General features: G+C 71.8%; 21 protein-coding genes. 10 read left to right on the forward strand and 11 right to left on the reverse strand.

The annotated features are described in order from the left end of the window. Positions 1-44 precede the first annotated feature (44 nt). From ASF47_RS18780 to ASF47_RS21500, 3 genes are all read right to left on the reverse strand, one after another. The gene (locus tag ASF47_RS18780; RefSeq protein ID WP_056865572.1) at positions 45-512 is read right to left on the reverse strand and encodes a hypothetical protein; all 468 of its coding nucleotides are present in this window, start codon (positions 510-512) and stop codon (positions 45-47) included. 54 nt (positions 513-566) lie between these two features. Further along, the gene (locus ASF47_RS18785) at positions 567-1,331 is read right to left on the reverse strand and encodes a hypothetical protein (protein ID WP_156698039.1); all 765 of its coding nucleotides are present in this window, start codon (positions 1,329-1,331) and stop codon (positions 567-569) included. 232 nt (positions 1,332-1,563) lie between these two features. Then, entirely contained in the window at positions 1,564-2,370 is an 807-nt protein-coding gene (locus tag ASF47_RS21500; protein WP_162242295.1) for a hypothetical protein, read from the reverse strand. A gap of 1,566 nt (positions 2,371-3,936) precedes the next feature. On the opposite strand from ASF47_RS21500, the gene ASF47_RS18795 reads away from it, so the two are divergent. The 3 genes from ASF47_RS18795 (at position 3,937) to ASF47_RS18805 (ending at position 9,177) form a co-directional block, all read left to right on the forward strand. Next, a complete protein-coding gene (locus ASF47_RS18795; protein WP_056865575.1) occupies positions 3,937-7,251 on the forward strand; it encodes a hypothetical protein in 3,315 nt (1,104 codons plus the stop codon). Between the two features lie 311 nt (positions 7,252-7,562). After that, positions 7,563-8,297, forward strand: a complete 735-nt coding sequence (locus ASF47_RS18800; protein WP_056865576.1) for a type IV toxin-antitoxin system AbiEi family antitoxin domain-containing protein — start codon at positions 7,563-7,565, stop codon at positions 8,295-8,297. Positions 8,298-8,301: 4 nt separating this feature from the next. Continuing rightward, a complete protein-coding gene (locus tag ASF47_RS18805) occupies positions 8,302-9,177 on the forward strand; it encodes a hypothetical protein (protein ID WP_056865701.1) in 876 nt (291 codons plus the stop codon). 19 nt (positions 9,178-9,196) lie between these two features. Here ASF47_RS18805 and ASF47_RS21330 read toward each other — a convergent pair whose 3' ends face one another. The 8 genes from ASF47_RS21330 to ASF47_RS18845 all read right to left on the reverse strand — a co-directional run bounded on the left by ASF47_RS21330 (position 9,197) and on the right by ASF47_RS18845 (position 13,897). After that, complete coding sequence (locus ASF47_RS21330) at positions 9,197-9,391, reverse strand: hypothetical protein (protein WP_156698041.1); 195 nt, start codon at positions 9,389-9,391, stop codon at positions 9,197-9,199. A 251-nt stretch (positions 9,392-9,642) separates the two neighbouring features. Continuing rightward, positions 9,643-10,041, reverse strand: a complete 399-nt coding sequence (locus tag ASF47_RS18815; RefSeq protein ID WP_056865578.1) for a hypothetical protein — start codon at positions 10,039-10,041, stop codon at positions 9,643-9,645. Beyond that, a complete protein-coding gene (locus ASF47_RS18820) occupies positions 10,038-10,868 on the reverse strand; it encodes a hypothetical protein (protein ID WP_056865579.1) in 831 nt (276 codons plus the stop codon). The genes ASF47_RS18815 and ASF47_RS18820 overlap by 4 nt, the downstream gene beginning before the upstream one ends. A 169-nt stretch (positions 10,869-11,037) precedes the next feature. Then, on the reverse strand, positions 11,038-11,424 hold the full coding sequence (locus tag ASF47_RS18825; RefSeq protein ID WP_056865580.1) for a hypothetical protein: 387 nt from the start codon (positions 11,422-11,424) through the stop codon (positions 11,038-11,040). A 111-nt stretch (positions 11,425-11,535) separates the two neighbouring features. Then, entirely contained in the window at positions 11,536-11,940 is a 405-nt protein-coding gene (locus tag ASF47_RS18830) for a hypothetical protein (protein ID WP_156698042.1), read from the reverse strand. Positions 11,941-12,133: 193 nt separating this feature from the next. Next, positions 12,134-12,526, reverse strand: a complete 393-nt coding sequence (locus tag ASF47_RS18835) for a hypothetical protein (protein WP_056865582.1) — start codon at positions 12,524-12,526, stop codon at positions 12,134-12,136. Positions 12,527-12,577: 51 nt separating this feature from the next. Then, a complete protein-coding gene (locus ASF47_RS18840) occupies positions 12,578-13,012 on the reverse strand; it encodes a hypothetical protein (protein ID WP_056865583.1) in 435 nt (144 codons plus the stop codon). 240 nt (positions 13,013-13,252) lie between these two features. Next, positions 13,253-13,897, reverse strand: coding sequence for a C40 family peptidase (locus tag ASF47_RS18845; protein WP_056865584.1), 645 nt, complete (start codon positions 13,895-13,897; stop codon positions 13,253-13,255). 388 nt (positions 13,898-14,285) lie between these two features. Here ASF47_RS18845 and ASF47_RS18850 point away from each other — a divergent pair, with 388 nt between their 5' ends. The 7 genes from ASF47_RS18850 (at position 14,286) to ASF47_RS18880 (ending at position 23,285) form a co-directional block, all read left to right on the forward strand. After that, positions 14,286-15,362 carry a DUF2510 domain-containing protein gene (locus ASF47_RS18850; protein ID WP_056865585.1) on the forward strand — a complete coding sequence of 359 codons (1,077 nt, stop codon included), beginning with the start codon at positions 14,286-14,288 and terminating at the stop codon, positions 15,360-15,362. A gap of 449 nt (positions 15,363-15,811) precedes the next feature. Further along, positions 15,812-16,129 carry a hypothetical protein gene (locus ASF47_RS18855; protein WP_156698043.1) on the forward strand — a complete coding sequence of 106 codons (318 nt, stop codon included), beginning with the start codon at positions 15,812-15,814 and terminating at the stop codon, positions 16,127-16,129. Positions 16,130-17,010: 881 nt separating this feature from the next. Continuing rightward, entirely contained in the window at positions 17,011-19,788 is a 2,778-nt protein-coding gene (locus tag ASF47_RS18860) for a type IV secretory system conjugative DNA transfer family protein (RefSeq protein WP_156698044.1), read from the forward strand. A 398-nt stretch (positions 19,789-20,186) separates the two neighbouring features. After that, positions 20,187-21,617, forward strand: a complete 1,431-nt coding sequence (locus ASF47_RS18865; RefSeq protein ID WP_156698045.1) for a hypothetical protein — start codon at positions 20,187-20,189, stop codon at positions 21,615-21,617. Positions 21,618-21,677: 60 nt separating this feature from the next. Beyond that, positions 21,678-22,169: a hypothetical protein gene (locus tag ASF47_RS18870; RefSeq protein WP_056865589.1), complete on the forward strand. Its 492-nt coding sequence runs from the start codon at positions 21,678-21,680 to the stop codon at positions 22,167-22,169. Positions 22,170-22,245: 76 nt separating this feature from the next. Then, positions 22,246-22,428 (forward strand): hypothetical protein, encoded by a 183-nt coding sequence (locus ASF47_RS18875; protein ID WP_156698046.1) that lies wholly within the window; start codon positions 22,246-22,248, stop codon positions 22,426-22,428. A gap of 74 nt (positions 22,429-22,502) precedes the next feature. Then, on the forward strand, positions 22,503-23,285 hold the full coding sequence (locus ASF47_RS18880; RefSeq protein ID WP_056865591.1) for a nuclease-related domain-containing protein: 783 nt from the start codon (positions 22,503-22,505) through the stop codon (positions 23,283-23,285).

Here is a 23,285-nt window from a genome sequence, read left to right on the forward strand (position 1 = left end):
CAGACGTGTACGGCTAGAGCCGGAACGCGCACCGCTGAGGCCGGTCAGCGGCTGGTCAGCGGCGTCTCGTCGACCTGTGCACGGGGCCGGTCACCGTGCTGGCGGCGCTCGATCATCCGGGGGTCGATGGCGTCGGCGAAGGCTGCGACGGCTCGCACGACGCCGCCGTAGTAGGAGTGGGGGCCACGCGTGCGAAGACGGGGACCGGCCCCGGGGGCGTCGGCGGCGAAGCGCGTGGCGCTGACGCGATCCATGGCGGCCATGGCTTCGCGCAGCAGTTCCTCGGCCCTGCCGTCGGCGATGGCACGCTCGACGGCCTGCTGCAGGCTCTCGTAGAAGGGCCTCTCGCCGGGGCGCGGGGCCTGGTCGGCGACGGCACCCAGCGTGGAGGCGGTTCCGGCCGGACAGACGCAGGCGTAGGGGTAGCGCTCGGTGCTCGGGCCGTCGATGAGGGCGCCGTGGTCCAGGCAGCGGCTACAGCGGGGCGAGGGGGTGGAGTCGGTGGGTCCCATGGCCCTGGCTGTGCCGGTGAGCGAGGCGCGGTGACTCAGGGGGCGGGGCCGGGGTCAGGCAGGCGCGGCGAGGCCTCGCTCGCGAGGTGAGCCAAGGGACGAGGAGAGCGACGGCGGCTGCTCGTCAGCGAAGTGCGCGAGGAGGTCGTCGACGAGGGAACCGTTGGCGAGGGGGCGCTGTGTGGCGAGGTCGTCGAGTGCTGCTCGGACGTCGACACCCTCGCGTTCCAGGGGGCGACGGTGGGCGACCAGGGCGGCGGCGACAGCGTCCACGGGCAACTCCGGGGAGTAGCGCGCTGCCACGATCCGCGAGCCGAACCGGTAGGCCTCGATGTGGGGCTCCGGCTGAGGCTGGGTGGGCGCGGCCGCGATCGGGTGGCTCCGTGACAAGACGCCGACCCTGGCGACGGCAGCGAAGGAGGCATCGAGGTGCTCATGGCGCAGGGCGGCGGCCGCGAAGGCTCCGACCGGCCCGGTCGCTGCGGGCTCAACGACGACGAGGCCCGCGTGGGGCGTGGGGAGGGGGCGCACCGCGCCGGGGGCCACGATCTCAGCGATGGCGAGGGCGCCGGTGCCGAGACCGAGCAGGGCGCTGCGGGCGTCGGCGTGGGCCACGAGCGCAGCGATCGCGGACAGGCGCAGTTGGGCCGCCGGGGTGTGCAGGGGCGCGAGCAGGGGCGCACCTGAGGTCAGGACGTGCAGATCGGAGCGGTCCTCGGCGAGGGTGCCGACGTGGGTGCTCCACTGCCCGGCTGGGATCACGCGGACGTCGGCGCAGCGCCGCTGGAAGAGGCGCACGAGGTGCTGGCTGTGGGTCACCCTGGGGCTCAGCCGCCCAGCAGCCTCCCAGATGGTGACCCGTCGGGGCCGCGTGGGGTCGGGGGTCGAGAAGACAGTGAGGGCAGGAGGCATCGTTCAGTCCGAGATCGTGAGGTGGGCGGCTGGAGCGTATGCCTGCCCACCCCACGTCGCGTCACCGGAGAGGGTTCTCCAGGCCCGACACTCATATGGGGTGCATCACCCGGGCAGGACCGAACGTCCCGCTCGCGGCTCAGAAGTCGTCGTCGGCGCCCGAGAGGAAGCGGTACTCGGCCGGGTCGATGGCTCCCTGGCGGCCGAGGCCCCCTTCGACGGCGATGTTGCCCCCGGCGTTGACCCGGTCGGCCTTGGCGATCCAGGACAGCCCCACGATGTTGGGGAAGGTGTCGTCGATGCCGGTGTAGGCCCGGCGGCGGTGGATCAGCCAGCGGATGGCCGAGGAGGCGGCCTCGAACATGGCTTGTCCGGCGGTCTGCGGCATCACCGAGCCGACGTTGGCCATCCACAGGTGGTGCAGGGTCTGGCCGAGAACGACCTGGACGGTCTTGGGGTCGTGGGAGGCGAAGGCGACCAGCGCCGCGGCCAGTGGCGAGAGGTTGACGGCGACCGCGGCCATGCTGAGGTCAGTGGAGACGTCGGAGGCTCCCGGGGCGATCAGGTCAGCGGCGTCACGACGGGTGCCGAAGGGCCGTCCCTCGACGGTGATGGCTCCGGTCAGGCCCGGCAGCGGCGCGCGCTCGGACCGGCGAGCCAGGCGCATGTTCTTGTCCTCGGCCGGGATCCCGGTGGCTACCTGGCGCAGGTCGATGAGACCGGCCATGTGACGCCACGGGTCGTTGGTCGGCAGCGACTGGGCCAGGTCGGTCAGGACTCCGGCGAGGAAGGCGACCGACCACTCGGAGTTGCGGTCGATGAAGTGCCCCATGTCGGTGGCGATCTTGACGCGGGCCGTCTCGTCGAGCAGCGGCTCGGACCACGACACGATCCAGCGGGCGACTTCGTGGCGACGGTCGGCTGGGGCGCCGGGTCCCGGAGCCACGGCCAGCGTCGAGGTGGCGGGGTCCGCGTCGGGAGTCTTGATCGGCTCGGTGACGAGGTTCAGAGGCTCGGGACTAGAGGACCCCGTGACGCCTTCGAGGTTCTCGGTGGCCGCACGCCCTATGCGCGTGACGTCACCGGTTCCTGCCTGACGGTTCATGCTGGTGGGGCCTTCCTGGTGATCGTCGCTGGAGCCTGTTACGGACTCAGGGCCCGATCCCTGGGATGTCCCATGGTGTCCCCCATCGGAAAGAGCGCGTGCATCGTTTGCGCGTTCCTTGGGCGAACCTTGCGTTTCGTGGCGCTCGGGACCGTTCCCGGAGCCGTCCTCGGCAAACGCCGACGGCTCGGCTGTACTGGCGTCCGGTTCCGACTCCTGTCCTGTGCGTGCTGGCTTCTCGTCCGGCTCGTCGACCACTGCGTCGTCCGCGCGGGAGGGATCGTCGGCGGTGTGCTCTAGGTGCGGCGGCAGGGTGCGGTCGTGTGCCTCGACAGACTCATCTGGGGGTGTCGAAGCGCGGTTCCGATCCTGGTCGCCGCCCCCGGGCGGGGGCTTGGTCATGGAGTGTTCCTTGCACCCGATCGCGACCTGGGCCGGGTTCGGGGACTGTGAGGCGGACGACCGGCCAGCCGGACTCCGCTGCTTGAAGTCCGACCGTTCAGCCATTGCTTGGTGGTGTGTCGCGAGCATAGGGGAACTCGGCCCGCTCGGGCCCGAACCGTTCGCTGCGTGTGGCTTACGCAGCGAACGGACGCTGCCAGGTTGGGCGTGACAGGGACGAAACAGCCCGCGCCTACGTTGCTGTGCTCGTCCCGGACGCCCCGGAAGGGTGAGGGGTGCGCGGTCGAGCCCGGACAAACCCGGACGAGCCGCGACAGCCGGATGGGCGCCTCGAACGGATGGGGCGAACGGATGGGGCTGGCTCGGTACTGGAGCCGGAGCGATTGCGTGCGGCGCCATTCGGTCGCCCTGGACCGGTGGCGGAGATGGGCTGTCACGGCCGTGGGCCGCTCACCGCGCCGGGCGGGTCCCGATACGCAAACAGACGCAAACGCATGCAAACGCACGAGTGCGACGGGTAGCGCACGCAACCGGTGTCTGCTGGCACCGAATGGGATCCAGTTGCGCCAAGGCCATGTCTTCGAGGCTCCTGAGGTCACTCTTGACCAGTTCTGCGGCACCGCTCACCGACACCGCCAGAGCGCTCTCCAGCACCCGCGGCACCGTTTGTGCAGGTCAGGGGCACTTTAGCCAGGAAAGCGCGTTTGCCTGCAGGGGTAGAGGGCCTATAGAGGACGTCATGGTGTCATCGAATAAACACTGATCCATATGTGAGTCTCTATCTATCTATCTAAAGTGGTTAAAGAGATCTCTACTTCTACTACTACTAGCCCTCTGACCTGCGGAAACGCTACTCGCCAGGTCCTCGCCAGTTTCTGACCCCGCTGGCGAAAAGGCGGTGAATCTGGGGTCTGGGACCCCGATCAGGGCCTGTTTCTCGCCAGTTGTCCTCCCGGCGACTGGCAAGCCCGTCGCCTGTCATGGCCTGAGCGGCACAGCACAGGCGTGACCGACGAGATCAGCAACACCCAGCCCGACGACTCCCCCGAGATCGCCCAGGAGTCGACCGCCGGGCCCGCCGCTCAGGCCGCGGCCGTCCCGAACCTGCTGGCCCCCCTCGACGAGGACTACGACCTGCCGCTGGCCGCGTTCGACTCCGAGGAGCCCCAGGCCCCGTCGCCCGGCTCCGCGTCGCCCGGCCCCGCTGCGGTCACCCCCTCGGCGGGCGCTGCGGCGATCGGCGCTGAAGACGCGCTGCTCGGCGCCGGGGACGACATCACCCAGGGCATCAGCGCGCTGCTGGCCAAGGAGCCGGTGTGGTCGGTGGCGGAGTACTTCCACTCGGGCAACTTCGGGGGCGCCGCTCGCAAGTTGAGCGAGTCCTTCGTCGCCCCGCTGGTGGCTGCAGCGCGCGGGTACCGCACCTACAGCCGCGACACCGACGCCGACCCGTTCAAGGACTTCCGCCTCGGCGACAAGCGCTCGAACCAGGCCCGTCGCCTGATCAACGCCATCCTGCTGAAGGACGCGCTGCTGATGCCCTGGTACGCCGTCGACGAGGTGTACCGCTCCGCGGCACGATCCGAGGCGCTCACCGCCTCAGCCATCCAGTTCCGGCCCTCAGCCTTTCCCCAAGGCGAGGAGGACGGCGAGCGCCAGCGCAAGTACGAGTTCGTCCAGAACTCCGGCACCCCCATCTCGATGCACCCCGCCATCCCCGGCCACTGGCTCGACACCGCCCCGGTGACCCTGATCGCCGAGGGCCTGCTGAAGGCGGACGCAGCCCTGACCGGATGGCTGCTGAGCAAGGGTGTCTCGCGCGAGCAGTTGGGCTACGACGGGACCTTCGACGCCCGCATGCGCCTGACCGCGATGATGGAGACCATCCCGGCCGACGAGGGCCTGGCGATCTGCTCCATCGCCGGTGTCTACAACTGGCAGCAGAACCCCGAGTGGAAGATGCTCGCCTTCACCGGTCGCGACGTGTGGCTGGGCATCGACGGCGACGTCGCCACCAACCCCTACGTCTGGAAGGCCGCGGCTGCCTTCAAGGAGTTCCTGGAGCAGAAGAAGCGGGCCACCGTCTCGATGCTCTCCCCGCAGATCCCCACCGAGTCCGCCGACGGCACCACCGACGAGAAGATCGGCATCGACGACTACCTCGCCGAGCACGGCACCTGGGACCAGTTGCTGCAGGTGCTGGCCCCCACGATGCCTCCGCGTCCCGCTGACGGCCACGCGAGCGAGGGCGACGTCCGCATCCACCAGGCCAGCGGCAACGTGTGGACCGAGCGCTGGAAGGTCGTCGAGAGCGACGCCACCGGCCAGCCGATCCTGGGCCGCTGGGAGAAGGTCGTGCCCCTGGGTGGCCGCATCATCGCCACCCTCGCCGAGCGCATCCCCTCCGAGGCCGAGACCCGCACCGGCGAGTTCGGCAAGGGCGTCGACGAGTCGCAGACCGAGTGGGAGGTCGAGATCGAGATCAAGTTCAAGTCCCCGGCCGAGGACTCCATCGAGTCCCACGTCATCACCGGCCCGGCGAAGATCCTGAACTACCTGCCCGACCAGTGGGAGGCCAAGGGCGCCGACATCCCCGCCCCCGTCCTGGTCCACCCCGAGTGGCCCCCGCGGGCCAAGGAGGGCGAGGCCTGGCTGAAGGCCATCAAGAGCAACGAGCCCGAGCAGGTCATCCAGCGCGTGCGCTGGGCCTCGATGGGCTGGATCCCGGTGCCCGGTGCCGTCCCGGCCTTCATCGCAGGCGAGCACGTCATCGGCGGCGACGAGGACGCCCACTCCGAAGTCATCGCCGGGGTCACCAGCGAGCACCTCGACCGCGCCCACGCCTTCGGGATGGGCACCGACTACGGCAGCACCTACGACGACCCGGAGTACCGCGCTGAGGTCAAGCGGGCCATCGAGGCGATGCTCGGCGTCTACGTCACCAACGGCGTGTGGCGCGACCGGCGCAACGCCGCGGTCGTCGTGGCCGCGGGCCTGCGCCCGGCCCTGCCGCTGCACATGCGCGCCCTGCCCTACTTCGTCGGCGCCCGCGGCACCGGCAAGACCTTCTCGGCCGAGGCCGCGATGGCGTTCTGGCAGGCCGAGCCGGGCTCGCTGATCCCGATCCCCGGCTCGGCCAAGGACACCGCCGCCCACATGGAGTTGTCGATCTCGCGCTCGGTCATCTGGTGCATCGACGACCTGGCCCCCGCCTCGTCGCGTCGCCAGAGCGAGGACGAGAAGGACAAGATCGGCAACCTGATCCGCAACTACTTCAACCGCACCGCCCGCGGCCGCTCCAACGCCAACATGGGCAACCGGAAGAAGAACCTGCCCCGCGCCATGCTCATGATCACCGCCGAGAACGAGCCGACCGTCTCCTCCGAGCGCGACCGTGTCGTGCTGTGCGACATCGGCTACGGCGCCCTGTCGGTCTCCCGCGAGCCCACGCGACTGCTGGACCAGATGGTGAAGACCACCACCCACCCCGACTCCCAGGCGCCCGCGCGCTGCGCCCAGGCGCTGGTGAAGTACCTGCGCTGGGAGGCCAGCCGCTCCTCGTGGGCCGCGACCTACGACATGGTCGCCAACTGCATGGCCGAGGTGACCGACATGGCCACCCAGCGCATGGAGCGCACCGGAGGCACCAAGCGCCACATCGACACCTCCGCCGACCTGATGGTCTCGCTGATGCTGCTGCTGCGCGTGGCCACCGAGGTCCACTGCGAGGACTGGGTCCTCGACCTGCTCGGCGGGGACGACTCGCTGCAGTTCGACGTCGTCGACCTGATCTCGGAGGGTCAGCGCCAGAACAACGAGACCTCCCCGGGCCGCGCGCTCGTCGAGGCGCTCTCGGCGACCCTGCGCCGCGGACGGGCCCACATCGTGCTCTCCGACAACCCTTCCACCCCGCCGATGACCGCCGACGCCCAGATCTGCTCCTCGCTGGGCTGGGTCCGCTCCCCCGACGGGCAGACCTGGCGTCCGCCGTCGTCCTCGGAGCCGATCGGCTGGCTCGTCTACGACCGCCAGCAGCAGCCGGTCATCATCTTCGACGCCAAGACCGCCTTCTCCCTGGCGCAGACCCACTACCCCGGCCTGATCCCCCACGGCCAGCAGGAGCGCTCCTCGTGGGCCGCGGTGACCGGCGAGGGCCTGGGCCGCAAGGACATGCTGCGCAAGGACGGGGAGAAGTTGCTCAACCGCGCACGGGTCATGTCGAAGAACGTCACCCGCTCGGGCTACCCCATCGACCTGGACCGGGTCCTGCGCGGCGGCCTCGACGAGGAGGACGCGATGTCGCTCGACAGCGACGGCTGACCGCCACAACCCGCTACAACCCGCAGCGGCCCACCAGGGGTCACCGCAGGCCCCGCCCGGCCCGCGGTGGCCCCTGCGGCATTCCCAGGGCCCCCAGCAGCCCCCAGCAGCCCCCAGCAGCCCCCAGCCGCCGCCAGGAGGCCCCAGGAGGGCCTGATGGCGGCGGCGCGCGGAGGTGACTCCTACCGCCGCCTCGGGCGGCGCGCGACCCCTGCGACCGGCCTCGGCGCCCACTGGGCGGGCATCCACAACCGAGGAGCCCCGCAGCACGAGCGTTTACACATTATGTTCGGAATGAGACCCTTTCTGTTATGTCCTCCAGTCGTGACTTCCTGACCACCGAGCAGGCCGCCAACCTTCTCGGGGTCAGCGCCACCCACGTCCGCAGGCTCGCCGACCACGGCGATCTGACCCGCGTGGCACGAGGCCTGCTCGACGCCACCTCCGTCGAGCGCCACCAGCAGTCGGCCGCTGGTCACCGCACCCGGGTCTGGGCCGAGCACACCGCCTGGGGCGCCATCGCCCTGCTCAGCGGCATCCGCCCGGACTGGCTCGGCTCGGTCCAGACCTCGCGCCTGCGCGGCGCCCTGCGCGAGATCTCCGTGATGGACCTCGTGCGACGCACACGCGACCGCGCCACGGTCCACACGATGCGAGCCCACTCCTCCGCCCTCGACCGGGCCCGCGTCGACCTGGTGTGGACCGACTCGCTCAGCCTGGGGCTGGTCGAGGGCGTCGGCGTCAACGGCGTGCCCTTCAGCGGCCTCCGTGAGCGAGATCTGGCGAACCGGGCCGACGGCTACCTTCGCGCCAGCGACTTCGAGACGTTCGTCCGGCGCCTGGCTCTGCGCCCGGACCCCACCGGCAACCTCACGCTGCGCACGACCGACTTCGACATCGAGACCGTCCGCACGCTGGCCCAGTGCAAGACCCCCGTGCTCACCGCCCTCGACGCGGCCACCGCGCTCGACCCTCGCGAGCGCGGGATGGGACTGCTCGCGCTGGACAGCGTGCTGAAGGAGCGCCGGGGCCGGGCCGGTGAGTGAGCCGGTGAGTGAGGCCACCCACCGCCCGACCATCGAAGTCCCCACGGTCGTCGGTGGGTGGCCCGCCCCGTGGCCCAACGTCGCCGAACTCGCCTCGGTGCTTCCGGCCGACAAGTGGACCCTCGTCGGCGGCCTGATGACCCAGTTGCACACCGTGCGCCGAGGACTGGGCGTCGTACGCCCGACCAACGACGTCGACATCGTCCTGCACATCGAGACAAGCCGAGGCGTGCCCGCAGCGACGGCGAGCGCGCTGGAGTCGATCGGCTACAGCCTCATGGACACCGTCGACCCGCGCCAGAACACCGCGCACCGCTTCGTGCGGGGCGACAGCAGCGTCGACGTGGTCGCGAACGCCGACGAGCCCGACGGCCCAGAGGACGGCCCAGAGGACGGCCCCGAGGACGGCGCCGGTGAGGCCACGGAGGCAGGGGCGAGGCCACCTGCTGCGGGCACCGTCGACGTCCTTCGCTCAGACCATCCCGGCCCGGCCATCATCGAGTCCATGCGTGGGCGCACGATGGTCGCCATCGACGGCGGCACCCAGGCGCTGCGCCGCACCGTAAACGCGCGCATCGAGATCGCTCCCGGCACCGACACGGTGATCTCGGTGCCCAGGCCCTTCGCCGCGGTGGTCTTGAAGGCGGCCGCGTACCTGGCCGACTCCCGCGACCGCGAACGGCACCTCTTCGACGCAGCGGCGCTCCTGGCCTGCGTCGAGGACCCCTTCGTCGAGCGCGAGGGCTTCGCCGGGTCCGACCGTAAGCGTCTCCTGCGGCTGCAGCAGGCCCTGCCGGAGTCCCACTTGGCGTGGAGGCAGTTGGGTGAGGCTCGCGACGACGCGCAGGCGACCCTCGACGTGCTCCTGGCCCAGCCCTAGGGCCGGGAGCCGCGCCGCCTCAGAACCCGAACTCGGGCGGCCCCATCACGCCGAAGTTGTCGCACCGGGTGCACACCCACACGTCGCGGCCGGTCACCTCGCTGACGCCCATGAACTCCAGCGCGCCGTCGAGGTCGATGCCGCGCTGCGTCGCCTCGGCCCCGGTGAGCCACTCGATGCCTGCCCCGCACTCCGAGCAGGAGGTACGCGCCATCTGGTTGAAGCCTGCCAGCCCGCCCGGAGCACCCAGCCCTCCCAGTGGCCCGAAGCCGCCGGGGCCGCCGGGGCTGTCCCCGAGACGGCGCTGGTCTCGCTCGTGCTTGCTCTTGCGACGGTTGCCCATGGGTTCTCCCGGGGTGCGGCGGAGGCGATCTCGACCCCGTCGAGGCTAGTCGTCAACGAGGGTTGACGGCCCCGGCACCCCACCCGGTTGCTGTCCGGCTACCGGTGCGGCCCGGCCCGTCACTAGAAGTCCACGAGGTCACCGGACCCGTCGCCGGACCCGTCGCCGGTCGGCAAGTCGTCGGGCAGGGTCGAGCCCGGCTCGAAGGCCTCGCGCAGGTCGGCCATGGCCACCTCGACGCACTCGGGTCCGTCCGGGCCGTCGGGGCGAGTGGTCCGGCACGGGGTGTCGGGCCGCGCTGCGAACAGGTGCCGCATCCGCGCACCGAGCGCGGCGTCCGCGAGGAGGTCCTCGATCGGTGCCAGGGGCTGCAGGCCGCACGTCGGCTCGTGGCCGTACCCCATGCCGCATGCGCCGCCGGTGCACTGACCGGTGACCTCGACGAGGTAGCCGTGCTCGATGGCGTACTGCTGCTGCTGCTGCGGCTGGGTGAGGTCTGGGGTCGGCGCCTGCTCGTTCATCGGGCGCTCCTCGACGAGGGGATCACCGTGAGGCCTGCACCGACGGAGCGCCGCTCCCGCGTCACCGTCTCCTCGACCAGCCACGCCGTCGCGACGTCGTCGCGGGCGATCACCTCGGCCAGGGCCGCCTGGGCTGCCTGCTCCTCGACGGGGCCGGGCAGGGTCGCGAACACGGTCTCCTCGCGCTCGTGGGTGGCGACCGAGTGCTGCTCGCGGGTCTGGCCCACCACCAGGACCTGGGTCTGGGTGGTGCGGCCCAGGTCGGCGTAGTCGGGTTCGACGAAGGTGAGGATGGTGTGCTCCTGCACTCCGCGGTGGTTCCAGTGCTGGGCCTCGACACGGTCGCTGCTGGCGGGCTGGCCGGGGTGTCCCCACAGGCGCACGCGGGTCAGGTCCCGCCGACGGGACGAGCCGACGAGGTAGCGCGTGGAGACCTCCTGCTCGGTCGCAGCGTCGTACGCCTCGGCACCGAAGGCGAGGTGGTCGGCGGCTCCGGGGCGGTGTCGCCGGGTGAGCCAGACGGTCAGCGAGGCAGCGTCGTCGTCGCGCGTGATGAGGTGCCCCAGCGGGTAGCCGCGGTGGCCGCCCTTGCGTAGCCCGGTGGAGTGGCGCAGGTCGCTGAGGTCGTCGACCTGGTCGTGGATGTAGGTAGAGGTCAGGTTCATGACCCGGTCCTCGCCGATGATGCCCAGCACCGCTGCGGTGAGGGCGGCGAAGTTGTCCAGAGCCACGAACGCGTCGACGTGACCGCTGACCCAGCGCAGGTCGCTGATGGGGTCGCCCGTCACGACGGCGGGCTCGACGGCGGGCTCGGCGGGGTCGGGCATGGGGCCTCCTCGTAGTGGTCGCCTGAGTCGTGTCCGGCATCCGACCCAGCCCGCTCCCCGGCTCGCACCGGCCCGGCTCCACAGTGCGTGAGCGCAGAACCGACTGACGTCCACCCGCTAGACGCGGGCCAATGGCCGAGGTGACAGCGCATGTGGTCGACGAACCTCACTACGCTCCGTGCAGCCGAAGCCCGCGTTTGGCATAGAGACGTTGGACGACGTCGAGAGTCTCCACGCCGTCAGGTAGCGCTTGGAGATCAAGGACCAACTCAAACCCATTCGGAGTCCCCGTGCCATCGTCTAGCCACCGCGGCAGCCGACTTCCGTCCACGACGATGTGTAGCGCCTTGCGGATTCCGTGCGGGGTGCGGAACGTGATGGCGCCCCGTCGATCTACCCCGAACCCGGGCATCTCGACCAGGTCGCTCCCCTCACCGAACCGGCGCACTCCGGCGCTCTCGTCGAAGTGCCCTCCGTTCTTTCCGCTCCTGCCAAGTTCCCGGTAGTGCATGGCCAGATCGAAGTGGGCGCCCCTGAGCAGGGTCTGCTGGTCCATCCGCTTCTCCCTCGGGTGGTTGAGTGACTCAGGTCCGACCGCGGCCACGGTCAGCCTAGAAGTGTGCGGGTGCATGGTCGGGGTCCCCGGCCCGCACCGGCCCGGCCCGGCTCAGGTCACCTGCCGACCGGCTGCCCGGTCCAGGCACCGCCAGCCGTGCTCGAAGTCGGCCATCCCGGCCGAGCGCAGGACCGTGTCGTAGGCGGTCCGACTCCGCAACGCCTGTGCCCAGTCCTCGACGGAGTCGAAGGCGACCCACGACGTCGTGCATCGCGGCGATCGCCGCCCCACCCTCATGCCGGGCAGCGCGCACTGCAGCACGGTCGCCTCACCGTGCTCGCACTGTGCGAGGAGCGCGGGACCCTCCGCGTTGGCGGTCACGGTGAAGTGCTCGCGAGTCGAACGCGGCAGCCCACCGAGCGTGGCGGCAACCCAGGCCGCCTGCGCGGGCGTGCCCTCGCGCGGCTGGAGCACCGCGCCGAGCCCGACGAGGATGGAGGCGCCAGGGCTCAGCACGCGCACTCCTGGCCTCCTCGCTCGACCCACGGCCGGGGTCCGGGCGGGCGAGGACCATGGTGCCCGCTCGCGACCCGCACCGTGGCTGGATCGCAGGGCTGGTTGGGTGACTGGTCCTGCCTGACCGTCAGGCGTCCCCGCGCGCTCCGCGCGAGCCAGCAGCCGGAGTGTCAGCGGCCGCGGTTGAGGGACCTCACTGCGCTCCGGAAAGATCGAGCCAGCGCCTGGCGTAGCGGTCTCGGACGATGTCGAGGGTGTGCTCGCCGTCGGGCAGAGCCCCGAGGTCCAAGACGAACTGCAGCGGGTCGGGGATCCCTGCGCCGGTGTCCAGCCAGGTCGGCAGGCCGCCGTCGCTGTCGATGCCGATGTGCAGGGCCTTGCGAGAACCGTGAGGGGTGCGCAGCGTGATCGTCCCGCGTCGGTCCACGCCGAACCCGGCCACCTCGACCAGGTCGAGCCCCTCGCCGAAGCGGCGCAGGCCGGTGGTCTTGTCGAAGATGCCCCCGTCTGCCCCCTCGGCGTTCAGCCACCGCCAGTGCTCGACCAGGTCGAAGTAGGAGTGCATGAGCAGGGTCTGGGGATCCATCGGCGTCTCCTGCGGGGGCTGTCGTGTGTGGGCTGTCGGGGCGCGTGGAGCCTAGAGGTCGTCAGGCAGGTGGTCGGGGACCTCGAAGGCGGCGAGCACACCGGCGGCGTCCTGGCGCAGCGGCATCGACTCCACCACCAGGCACAGCATGAAGGCGCGCTCGAAGACCAACCTCTCTCGCTCCACCTCGCCGATCTCGGGCATCTCGGCTCGCCCGGCGGCGGCGGTCTCCTGCCGCAGTCGGGCCTCGGCCACGGTGCGGTACTGCTCGGCGGCGTACTCGGCGCGCGCGCCCGGCTCGATCTCGACCTGCGGCAGAGCCACCAGCATGGGCAGCACGATGTCGCCCAGCGCGTCGAGGCGCTGCCAGCGGCCGTGCGCACCGAGGTCGACCCAGGCCTTCTCCCGGATGGCGGGATCGGGGTGGAGGGTGGCCTTGGCGAGGCCCTGGAGACCGATGGTCATCTCGTGCTCGGTGAACTGCATGGCCGGTCCGTGTCCGGCATGAAGGCGGCGGCGCACCCGCGAGGCTGCTCCAGCACGACCCGGGTGCCGCGAGCAGCCAGGTCGCCTCCCCGCACTCCCCCCGGACCGGGTCGGCGACCTGCCCGTAGTGAGGGTGCCCGACCGCCGTGAAGGCTCCGTGAACAGCGCAGCGCCCGACTGCACGACGGCAGAGGGGCGCTGCGGGTGGGACCGTTCAGGTCCCGCTGTGGTCCGCGTCGGCTACTTCACGCGGCCGTAGAAGACGCTGCCGGTCCAGATCTTCGCGCGGTGCACCGCCTCCCCGGGCCGCGGGGCGTGCCACACGGTGCCGCTGCCTGCGTAGATCCCGACGTGGTAGACCCCTCCTGCGTTGTGGAAGAAGACCAGGTCCCCAGCCCGTCGGTCCTTGGCCGCGATCCGGGTGGTGCGCGCCACCTGGGCCTTCGAGGAGTGCGGGAGCGCCTCCCCGACGTGGCGGAAGACCCACTGGGTGTAGCCGGAGCAGTCGAAGGCCGTCGGGCCCGCGGCGCCGTAGCGGTAGGGCGCCCCGGCCTTGCTGGCTGCGACCGAGAGCACCTTGCTGGTCTCGGTGGGCTTGGGCTGGCAGTGGGCCCGGTGCCACTTCTTCTCCGCGCGCGCCGTGCGGCGGTCCTCGCGCTCGCGGATGCGCTGCTCGCGGTCGGTCTCGTCGGTGGCGGCGATCGCGACCGGGGGCCGGTGCTCGCACGTGTGCTTCGCGGTTCTGGTCGCCGGTTGCGCGACGGGTGTGGCCGAGGCCGAGGTGAGCGTCCCGGCCACCAGGGCCAGGGTGGCTGTCGCTGCGGCGAGGGCTCCGAGGAGGGGGCCGCGGCGGTGACGGGTGCTGCTGTTGTGATGGGCGTGCATGGCTGGTCCTAGGCGGCGACGCCTCCGAGATGCGACCTGTCGGGTTCGGGCTGCCGTTGCCCTGGCCGACGCCCGAGCCTGTGTGGCTCGGAGTCGGGTCGTTCACCCCAAGACCGACACCTGCTGCTGCTGCTGCTGTGGTGGCGATCGTCGTGCTGGTCGTTCCCGCGTCCGTCATCACGATGTCTCGTGTCACCCCGGGGTCGTGACGGACTTCGGCGCGCCCCGGGCGGAGCCCGACGTTCGGTGCCGGACTCCCTGCTGCTGTGCCTCCCCCGGTCCCCCGGCTCACCAGCAACCACGAGGGGCACTTACCCCCGAGACTCCCGCGCGCCGTGCACACCTCGCGCGTGCTCCGCCGCGACCCGCGGAGCGGCACAGGTGAGCCGTGCATCCCGACCCCACGCCCGCAGGCGAGCCGCTCGACGCAGGCCCCCGTCTCCCCTCCCCCGACGCCGGGCCCCTCTCGGCGCCGACCGCACCGCTCTCCCCTCCGGCCGGGTGGTACCCGACCGCCGAAGGGGGCCACGAACGCTACTGGGATGGTGCGACCTGGTCGCAGGCTCGCGAGCGTGGTCTCCGCCTCGACCTGACCGAGGCGTTCTCGCCGGTCGTCGCCGACGGCCCCCAGCCGAGCCCGGTCACGGCCAGCCCGCTCCAGACCCAAGGTCAGGTCAGCGTCGTCGGCTCGCCGCGGCACGCAGCGCTCCCCGAGTCCTCCTCCCCTTCTCCCTCGCCCCCCTCTCCTTCGTCCTCGTGGAACGCCCAGCCCACACTCGGCGCTCCCGCGAACGGGCCCGACCCGGGCCACCGCCTCATCGACGCCACGGATGCTGGGGCCATCGACGTCGACCTCGCGGCTGGCGTCGAGACGGACGTCGATGCCTTCGACCCCTTCGCCGTCGCCTTCCTGCCCACTGACGCCGAACGGTCCCGAGCCCTCGACCCGTACGCCGACCTCCCCACCTACGCCACGGTCCCGCCGATCGGGCGCGACTCCGGCAGGGGCAGCCGGTCCGCCTCCACCGACGACATCGTCCGGGAGGCACTGGCCCGCGACGTCGGCTACACCCGTCGCCTGGGTGCGGGCGCCTCGCCCTCGTGGGCTGCCTACCTCCTCGCCCTCGGCGGTCTCGGACTCGTCGGCCTGCTGCTCGCCGCGGACTTCCTCGGCGGGACGTCGCTGTTGCCGGTCCCGGTCCGTCCCCACGCCACCGTGCTGGCCTGGGCCCTGGCCATCTCCGGTTCGCTCGGTCTGGCCTGGGTCGACGTGCGTCGCGCACACGAGGAGAACCAGCGCGTCGCGCCGTGGCTGTGGCTGGTCCCGCCGCTGCTCGTGCTGGTGCGGTGCTGGTGCTGCCGCTCCCTCGGACTGGCGGTGTGCACCCTCGGGTCGCTCGCGATGATGGTGACCTGGTTCGCCCCGCTGACCTGGCTCGATGCACTGGTCGCCCTCGTGCGCTGACCGCTCCGAGCCTGATGCCCGAGCCCTCGGGCCGCGCCCCCGCCTGTCGTTCGAGGCGGGGGCGCAGTGCTGTCCGCCCGCCCCGCGGCTCCACGCTCGCCGCGATCGCAGCGACCGCGGCGCCTCTGCTTTACCTGACGACCCCCGGCGCCCGGTAACCCATGGGCCTGTCGGACTGGGCCACCTAGTCACTTCCGGACCAGGTGTCTAGTCAACTCGCCGGTTTCTTGTTCAACTTCTTCACGACGAATCCGAACCCGTGTCAGGATCGCTCTCGTTCAGCCGACGACTCGGGAGAGGTCGCCGACGAGCCGCCCGCCCCACGAGTCATCCGACCCGAGAGGCGCTTCCCCCAACACTCCTCGGAACGGCCGGTACCCAACCGGTCTCGCACGAAAGTCGGTCCCATGATCCACCTCTCGGTTCGCCCCGCCCCCAGCCCCACCCAGATGCCTCTCCCCCTCTCCTGCCGCACCTCGCGCACGCTGCTCGGCCCGGCCGAGACGCTGGAGGCGGCGATCGTCCCGATCGGGTTCACCGGCCTGGCCCACGGCGACCTCACCAGCACCCCGCGCCCCACGCCGGTCGCCCCCGCGCAGCCCGCCCCGACCCAGCAGCGCATCCTGGTCACCGACACAGACCCCGCCGTCATCGAGTCCACGCCCATCGCCGCGCACGACTTCGAGATCGCCGACCTCGCCGCCCTCGTCGCCGCCCACGACTTCAGCCGCCCCTTCTGCCCCGGCCTGGTCGCCGCCCACGCCTGATCGGACAGGACCCGGCCGCCTGACGTCTCGGCGGCCCGGCCCACCGCGCCCGACCGCCGCTGCACCACCCAGCCCCGCTCCGGCTCGCCGCGACCCGTCGCCTAGCGACACCGCGCCTCGGCCGCGCCGCTCCCGCGGGCAGTGCGACCCACCCACGGCAACGACCCCGCGCCCGCACCTCGGCCCGCCGCACCGCGCCGACCACCCGGCCTGTCCGTCCGGCACCCCTCCGTGCACCGCAGCACCACGCCCGACCCCTCACCTCGTCGAGCGGCTCGACCCGCAGACGCGGGCTCGCTCCGATGCTCCGCTCGTCTGCTGCGAGCGCATCGCGCTCCCCCCGCCCACCAACCGGTCAGCCCCCTGAGGTCTCCGGCGCCACGCCGCCCGGATCCCCACGCGACCCATGCCCGACCCACCCGCGCGGCTTCGCCTCCGGGACTCCGTCCCTGCACCGAGCGCGACAGCGCGAGGCAGGCGTCAGCCCGAGCCCATGTAAGTAGGCCTCGCTTCGCTCGGCTCGGCGATGCGGTCTGCTTGTCGGTGTCGGGGCGTTGTGCGAGGCGTTGGCGTTTCGGGAACTGCATGTGTGACCGGTCCGTTGGCTTTTCGCTTTTCGGCTTGTGGCTTGTCGACGTTATGGGCACTGTCCGAAGGCAACCTCGGGTCGTAATGGGGACGTACCGCGCGGAGCGCGGAAGACCCCCCGGGATCAAGTGGGCCGCGACTGCGGGATTTGCGCATCGAAAAAGCCTTGCGCCAGGGCGAAAACCCGCCCGCGAATCCCGCATCGAAATCGGCCGGATCGGGGGAGGCTCCGCGCAGCGGGTGGGGCTGCGCTCCGAGGTGCCGCCCTCGCGCTTTGGCGCATGGTCCACCGCATGAGCCGCTTCGAACCGATCGTCTTCACGCTGGTGCGCACCCCCGGCATCGAGACGAACCCCGCGACGCTGGCGACCCGCGCCAACGGCTTCGTCTCCCAGATCCGCGAGTGCGACTCCGCGACGCTCCTGGTGCACCTCGACGAGGACGGTCTGCACGGCTACCTCACCCTGGTCGGGCCCGCGGACTCCGCGGAGAAGGCGGCGATCTCCATCGCGCAGGCCGTCGGTGCGCGAGCCGAGCGAGCCGACTTGCCCGCCACCCTCGGCGACGACGCACCCGCGGTGGCCCGCATGGTCTACCAGGACGGATCGGCGGTGGCCCGCGAGGGCGTGCTGGGCGCCGACCCCACCGAGATCAGCCGCCGCATGGAGGTCGCACTCAACCCGGGCGACTGGGTCGCGCTCACGCTGCGCAACCCCACCAACCGCGAGGACTCGCGCAACGAGGACTGGGTCGACTTCCGCCTCGGCTCCTCCGGCGGCCTGGCCCACCAGTCGCGCCAGCCCGACGCCACCGTGGTCTCGATCTACGCAGGCTCCAGCGACCACCGCGCCGCAAGCCGACTCATCGACTCCACCCGCTCCGCGCTGCACGGCTTCGACCTGCGCACCCGGTCCGAGCCGGTCACCGTGGCGCGCGGCGCGCTGGGCCTGGCCCTGGCCGGACTCTGCACGGGCGTCATCGCGGTGGCACTGGTGGCCAACCTGCTGCCGGGCCTCGCCGGTCTCGACTCCTCCCTCCCGCTGGGAGGCGCTGTCGGTGTCGTCGCCCTGGTCCTGGCTGCACTGGCCGTACTGCGCGCGACCGGCGTCGTGCCGACCCTGGCGCATCGGGTCCGTGCAGGTCTGCCCCTCGGCGTCCTCCCCACCCCGGCCATGCGCCGCCGCCGTCCGCGGGCGCCGCGCGAGTCCTTCACGAACCCCAAGTCGGGCAAGAAGGTCAAGGCCGAGCCGGGCGACTACCCGCTGCACCGCTCGGCCTTCCTCATGGCGCCGCTGATCTTCGTCGGCTTCATCGCCCCCTACTCCTCGGCGAACGCCTCCTCGGCTGGCTCGCGCCGCCGCAACATCCCGCCGCGGATGACGCAGCGCACCGGCCCGCTGTTCGGCTTCGACGGCGACATCGCCGCCTACCTGTCCATCGCCGACGCCTACTCCGGCATCGGCATGATGGGCCGCGCTGGCTCGGGCAAGTCGGTCTCGGTCCGCTCGATCTTCGGGTGGGCCTGCCTGGACCGCACCTCGCCCTCGGGGATCCCCGGATCGACCGGTCCCCGCTCCACCCTCATCGCCTTCGAGAACAAGGGCCAGGGTGTCGTGGAGTACCAGCGGTGGGCCGAGACGACCAAGACCGCGATGCTCCTGGTCGACCTGGCCGACCCCACCACCTTCGCCCTCGACCTCGTCGCCACGCGGGGGACCTTCGCCCAGCGCGCGGAGGCCTTCGTCAACGGGCTGGCCTACGCCTTCGAGGACGGCTCGATCAAGGACCGGGCCTTCACCTCGCTGACCGCCATCTACACCGCGGGCCTGGCCATCGAGTCCGAGCCCGACATGATCGGGACCGCCCTGGGCATCTCGCCGACGGGCTCGTTCAACTACTACGCCCACGTCCTGGTCGGCAACCTCGGCGACGACCTCGCCGTGGCCCTGGCCGCCGAGATCGCCTCTCGGGCCAAGAAGGTCGAAACCGCGACCGTCGCGGTGCGCGCCGCAGCCGAGGCGCTGGCGACCTTCTTCGTCAACGCCACCCCCTCCAGTCGCCGCGCGCTGTTCGAGTCCAGCGCGAACAAGGTGCGCCAGTTGCACTCGCTGGAGGCGTGGTGGTCGCCGAGCCGACCCAAGGTCTCGTGGACCCAGATCCTCTCGACCGCCGGTGACAAGCACCGTGCGGTCCTGATCAACACCGGCTCCTCGCTGCGCGGGCACCAGGTCGCAGACCGGCTCAGCAGCATCATGTCCTCGCTGATGATGCAGTCGCTGCGGGTGGCCATCGAGCACACCTGCGCGGAGTGGTGGGACAACCAGCGCTCGGTGTCGATCTTCGCCGACGAGTTGGCGCTGCTCTCCGGCTCGGGCCCGGAGGTCATCACGTGGTTGAAGGACCAGGGCCGTGCCTTCGGCGTGCGCCCCGTCTTCGCGACCCAGCGGCCCTCCCAACTGCCCCGCGCCGTCAAGGAGGTCTTCCTCAACTTCGGCACCCTGGTCTGCTTCAACCAGGAGGACATCACCACCGCCAACGAGGTGGCGGCGCAGTTGTCCAGTTCCGGAGGCGAGGTGACCGCCGACGAGATCATGCACCTCTCGCAGTTCCACGCGATGGTGCGCGCCTACGCCGACGGTGAGCGCCAGCAGCCCTTCACCGTCAACGCCTACAACTTCGAGAGCGACCGCCGCGCCGCCGCGATCATCCAGGGCTTCTCCGACGTGGCCGTCACCTCCGCCGAGGCCCAGGCCCGAGCGGAGGCGGAGCGCCACCGGCTCGGCTTGCAGGCCGCGCCGGGCTCCGTGGTCGCCGACGAGACGAGCCTGGAGACCTTCGTCGCCCCGCCCCCTCCGTTCCAGGTCCTGCGCCCCAGCGCTCCCGCCCCTGCGGCCGCGGCCCTGCCCCAGCACCCCGAGGTCGCCTGGGAGGAGAGCGCGGAGCGGCACTGGAACGACGCCGAGCCCGCGGCGCACCAGCCGCTGCCCCAGGCCGTCTTCGACGACACGACCACCGACGCGCCTCGCGACGAGGCGAGCACCGCCGACGGCAAGGACCTCATGTCATGGTGAACAGCGAGCAGCCCCCGGTCGTGGCCCGTCGCCGCCCCGCCCCTCCGGCCGAGCCTCTCGGCACCGAGCCGACCGGCCCGGCCGTCGCGACCGTCCAGCCTCCCGCCCCGGTCGTGGCCCGTCGCCGTCCGGCTGCCCCGGCCGAGGTCACCGTGCCCGTCCAGCCTGCTACCCCGGTCGTCGCTCGTCGTCGCCCGACTGTCCCGGCCAGCACCCCGGCGGCCCCGGCCACCCCTGCCCCGGTCAGCCCCACCACCCTGGTCCCCGCGTCGGTCCCGGCCCCTCCTCCGGCCCGCCCGGGTCCGGCGCGCGCCCGGACGGCCACCCCTGCCGCCCGCCCCATCCGCGCCGGACGCATCGCCCCGGCCGAGCGCTTCGACCCCACCCAGGCCTGGCACATGGACGACCTCGCCTCGGCGTGCCCCGACCCCGACCTGGCTGCGACGCAGCGCACCGACCCCTACTACTCCGCCATGTGGCACGGCGGAGCGGACGCCTTCTGGTACGACCGCCCCACGGTGGAGACCTGGCTGAAGCACGGCCTGCTGCACTCCTACCCCCGCCAGTTCCTGGCTCCGGCTGATGCGGCCCTGGACCGCCTCTTCGACAACGACACCTCGCGTCCGGTCAACCTGGCCATGCTCGGCACACTCCACGCCTGGCGCACTGCCTCCGCCCAGCAGATCGCCACGTTCACCGGTTCGGCACGCCTGCGCACCCCCTACGGCACCTCGACCGCGAGCGCCCTGTCGAGCCACCTGATCGACATCGGCCTCGTCGAGCCCGCCCACTACCCCGGCCGCTTCAACGCCTCCACCGTCTTGATGCGCCCCTCGCGCTCGGAGACCTTCGCCGAGCACATCGAGGACCGGCTCTCCTTCGCGGAGTGGGTCGCCATCACCGGTGGGCAGGAGTGGGTCGCCGGTGGCCAGTACGACCGCCACAACATCCTGGCCACCGAACTCGCGCTGCGAGCAGCCGAGTACACCGAGGTCTCGACCATCCTCGGCGAGCGCTTCTGCTCCATCGACCTGCTCGCCGGTTCAGGAGCGGGCCTGGCTCCCATCGAGGGCGACCAGCGCACCGCCGACGCCGCCCTCGTGCGCCCCGACGGGATGCGCATCGCCATCGAGATGACCGCCTCGAACACCAAGGGCTTCGCCCGCAAGGCCGAGCGCTGGGCCCGACTGCTCTCCGAGCGCAGCCTGTCCGAGACCGGACTGTGCGTCGTCTTCGTCGTCGCGACCCCGGTCACCGCGCAGCACCGCGACGTCGTGCGCACGCGCAACCGCATCTACGAGGCCGTCGCTCGCGCCGTCGCGCAGTTCCCCGGCACCACCTCCAACCCCGTCGCCGAGCGCATTGGGGTCGCCACCTGGCGTGAGTGGTTCCCCGGCCAGCACCTGCTCTCCGACGACTTCCTCACGATGCGCGTCGACCGCCCCACCGGGACCGGCGCCGACAAGTGGCAGCAGGCCGACCTCCTCGACCCCCGCACCATGCCGATTCCGGCCGCCGACCGTGCACGGCTCCGCGCCATCGTCGACAACGCCGCCCTCCTGGGCCAGACCCCCTTCTGGCTGCGCAGCCAGCCCGACGCCCCCGACCTCGTCGACTGGATGATGCGCCGCGCCGGTCTCGACGACCTCCCCCTGCCGTCCGCCGTCAAGCCCGAACGGATCTGCGGTCCGGGCCGCCCCCTGGGGCACGGCGTCGGCGCGATCGGCTCAGCCCGCCCCCCACGGCGCCTGCTCGGCCTGGGCGCCGCCACGCCGCGACCACCCCGCGCTGCGGCCGCGTCCACTCGCCCCGCACCCGACGTCTTCTGACGCCCTACCCGCGCCTCCATTCCCCGACCACCTCGAACCCGAAGCCCGAAAGGCCCCGCCATGCTCACCCCCACCTCCCCGACATCCACCCCCACCGAGCCGCTGCTGGTCGAGCGTCTCGCTGTCTCCCCGACCGTGGAGACGCCTCACCTGTGCGAGGACACGATGTTCGCCGGAGACGCCCTGGTGACCCTGTCCACCTTCTACGACGGTGTCCACCGGGCGACGCGATCCGTCCTCGTGGCGCACCGGCCCGGCATCGGTCTCGACGCCCCGCGCACGGTGCTCGCCTCCTTCGAACTCGACGCCACCCCCGGCGCCCCGGACTCGGCTGCGACCCACGACCTCCACGTCGCCAACGCCAACCTGGTCGCCCACCTGCTCAACGGTGACCCCTCGGAGAGCATCCGCCACGGCGACCTCATCCGCGCCGTCCTGGAGGCCGCCACCTTCTACCGCCACTCGCCCACCGACGAGGCCGACACCAACACCGAGGCCGACACCGAGGGTGACACCGACACCGAGGGCCAGACCTACGAGGAGACCCTCTGACCCACCCGCTCCATCCCGCGCGTGCGCGCGATGGTCGAGACCCTGCGGACCACCCGTGTTGCGCATGGTCCGCAGCATGAGTTCCCCCTCCGAGAAGAGCGCCGAGCGCCGCAGCATGGGCGCCCGTCTGGCCGCGCAGGTGAGCCGCAACGACGAGGAGGTCCGCGACTGGATGAACGGCGGCGGTGAGTTGTGGATGGCCGGTCTCGCACTGGCCGCCATCGGCTGGGCGCTGTGGCGCGTGGTCACCGGCGGCTGAGCGCCACCGCGGCCCCCGCTCCTCTCCTGCCCGCACACCGTCCTTCGCGACTCCCCCTCGACTCGGAGACCCCCATGACCACCTTCGGCAACGCCAACCCACGCATCCTCGGAGTGGCCGGTGGCGGACTGAACAACGCCTCGTGGCTCCGCGGCGACCGAGCCCAGCAGATGGCGAAGATCGGGCAGGGTGGCGAGGTCCGCACGGCCGCTGTCCTCAACGCCCTGGCGGAGCCCACCGACGGCCCGACGGTCATGCACGACCTGATGGCGCCGAGCCAGAAGTACAAGGCCAACATCGACCACCTCGTGGTCGCCGGTTCCACGGTCCACATCATCGACGCGAAGGTCTGGAAGCCGGGCCGCTACTGGACGCTGGCCTCGAAGACCTACCGCGGCCGCGAGCGGTTCGAGCCCGCCGAGAAGCAGACCATGGTCGTGCTGCGGCAGGCTCTGGAGGCCTACCTCGACAGCCTCGCGATCCACGCCGTCGTCCTCACCCCGACCCTGGTGGTGTGGCCCTCCTCGGACCGGACCGCGCTGCGCACCGGTCTGCTGAGCGTGCCCGGCGCCCGGGTCTGGACCTCGGCGACCTTCGAGAAGCGCATCGCGAAGATGCACCGACCCGGCGGCAGGGGCGCGACCCATCTGCCCGCCGACCCGGCCATCGTCGCCGCGCTCCTGCCGCTGCTCGTCACCGCACCGCGCACCGCCGCCGCCGCCCCCTTCGCGCGCCGGGTCCCGACACCCCCGGCCTCCGACCTGCCGGTCATGCCCGCGCCGCGAGCCCGCCGCGAGCCCGCCGCCAACACCGACTTCTTCGATGGGCCCCTGCCCTCGCTGCCCGAGGACTGGTAA

The organism is Nocardioides sp. Leaf285, assembly GCF_001422955.1.
GTDB classification, from domain to species: Bacteria; Actinomycetota; Actinomycetes; order Propionibacteriales; family Nocardioidaceae; genus Nocardioides; species Nocardioides kribbensis.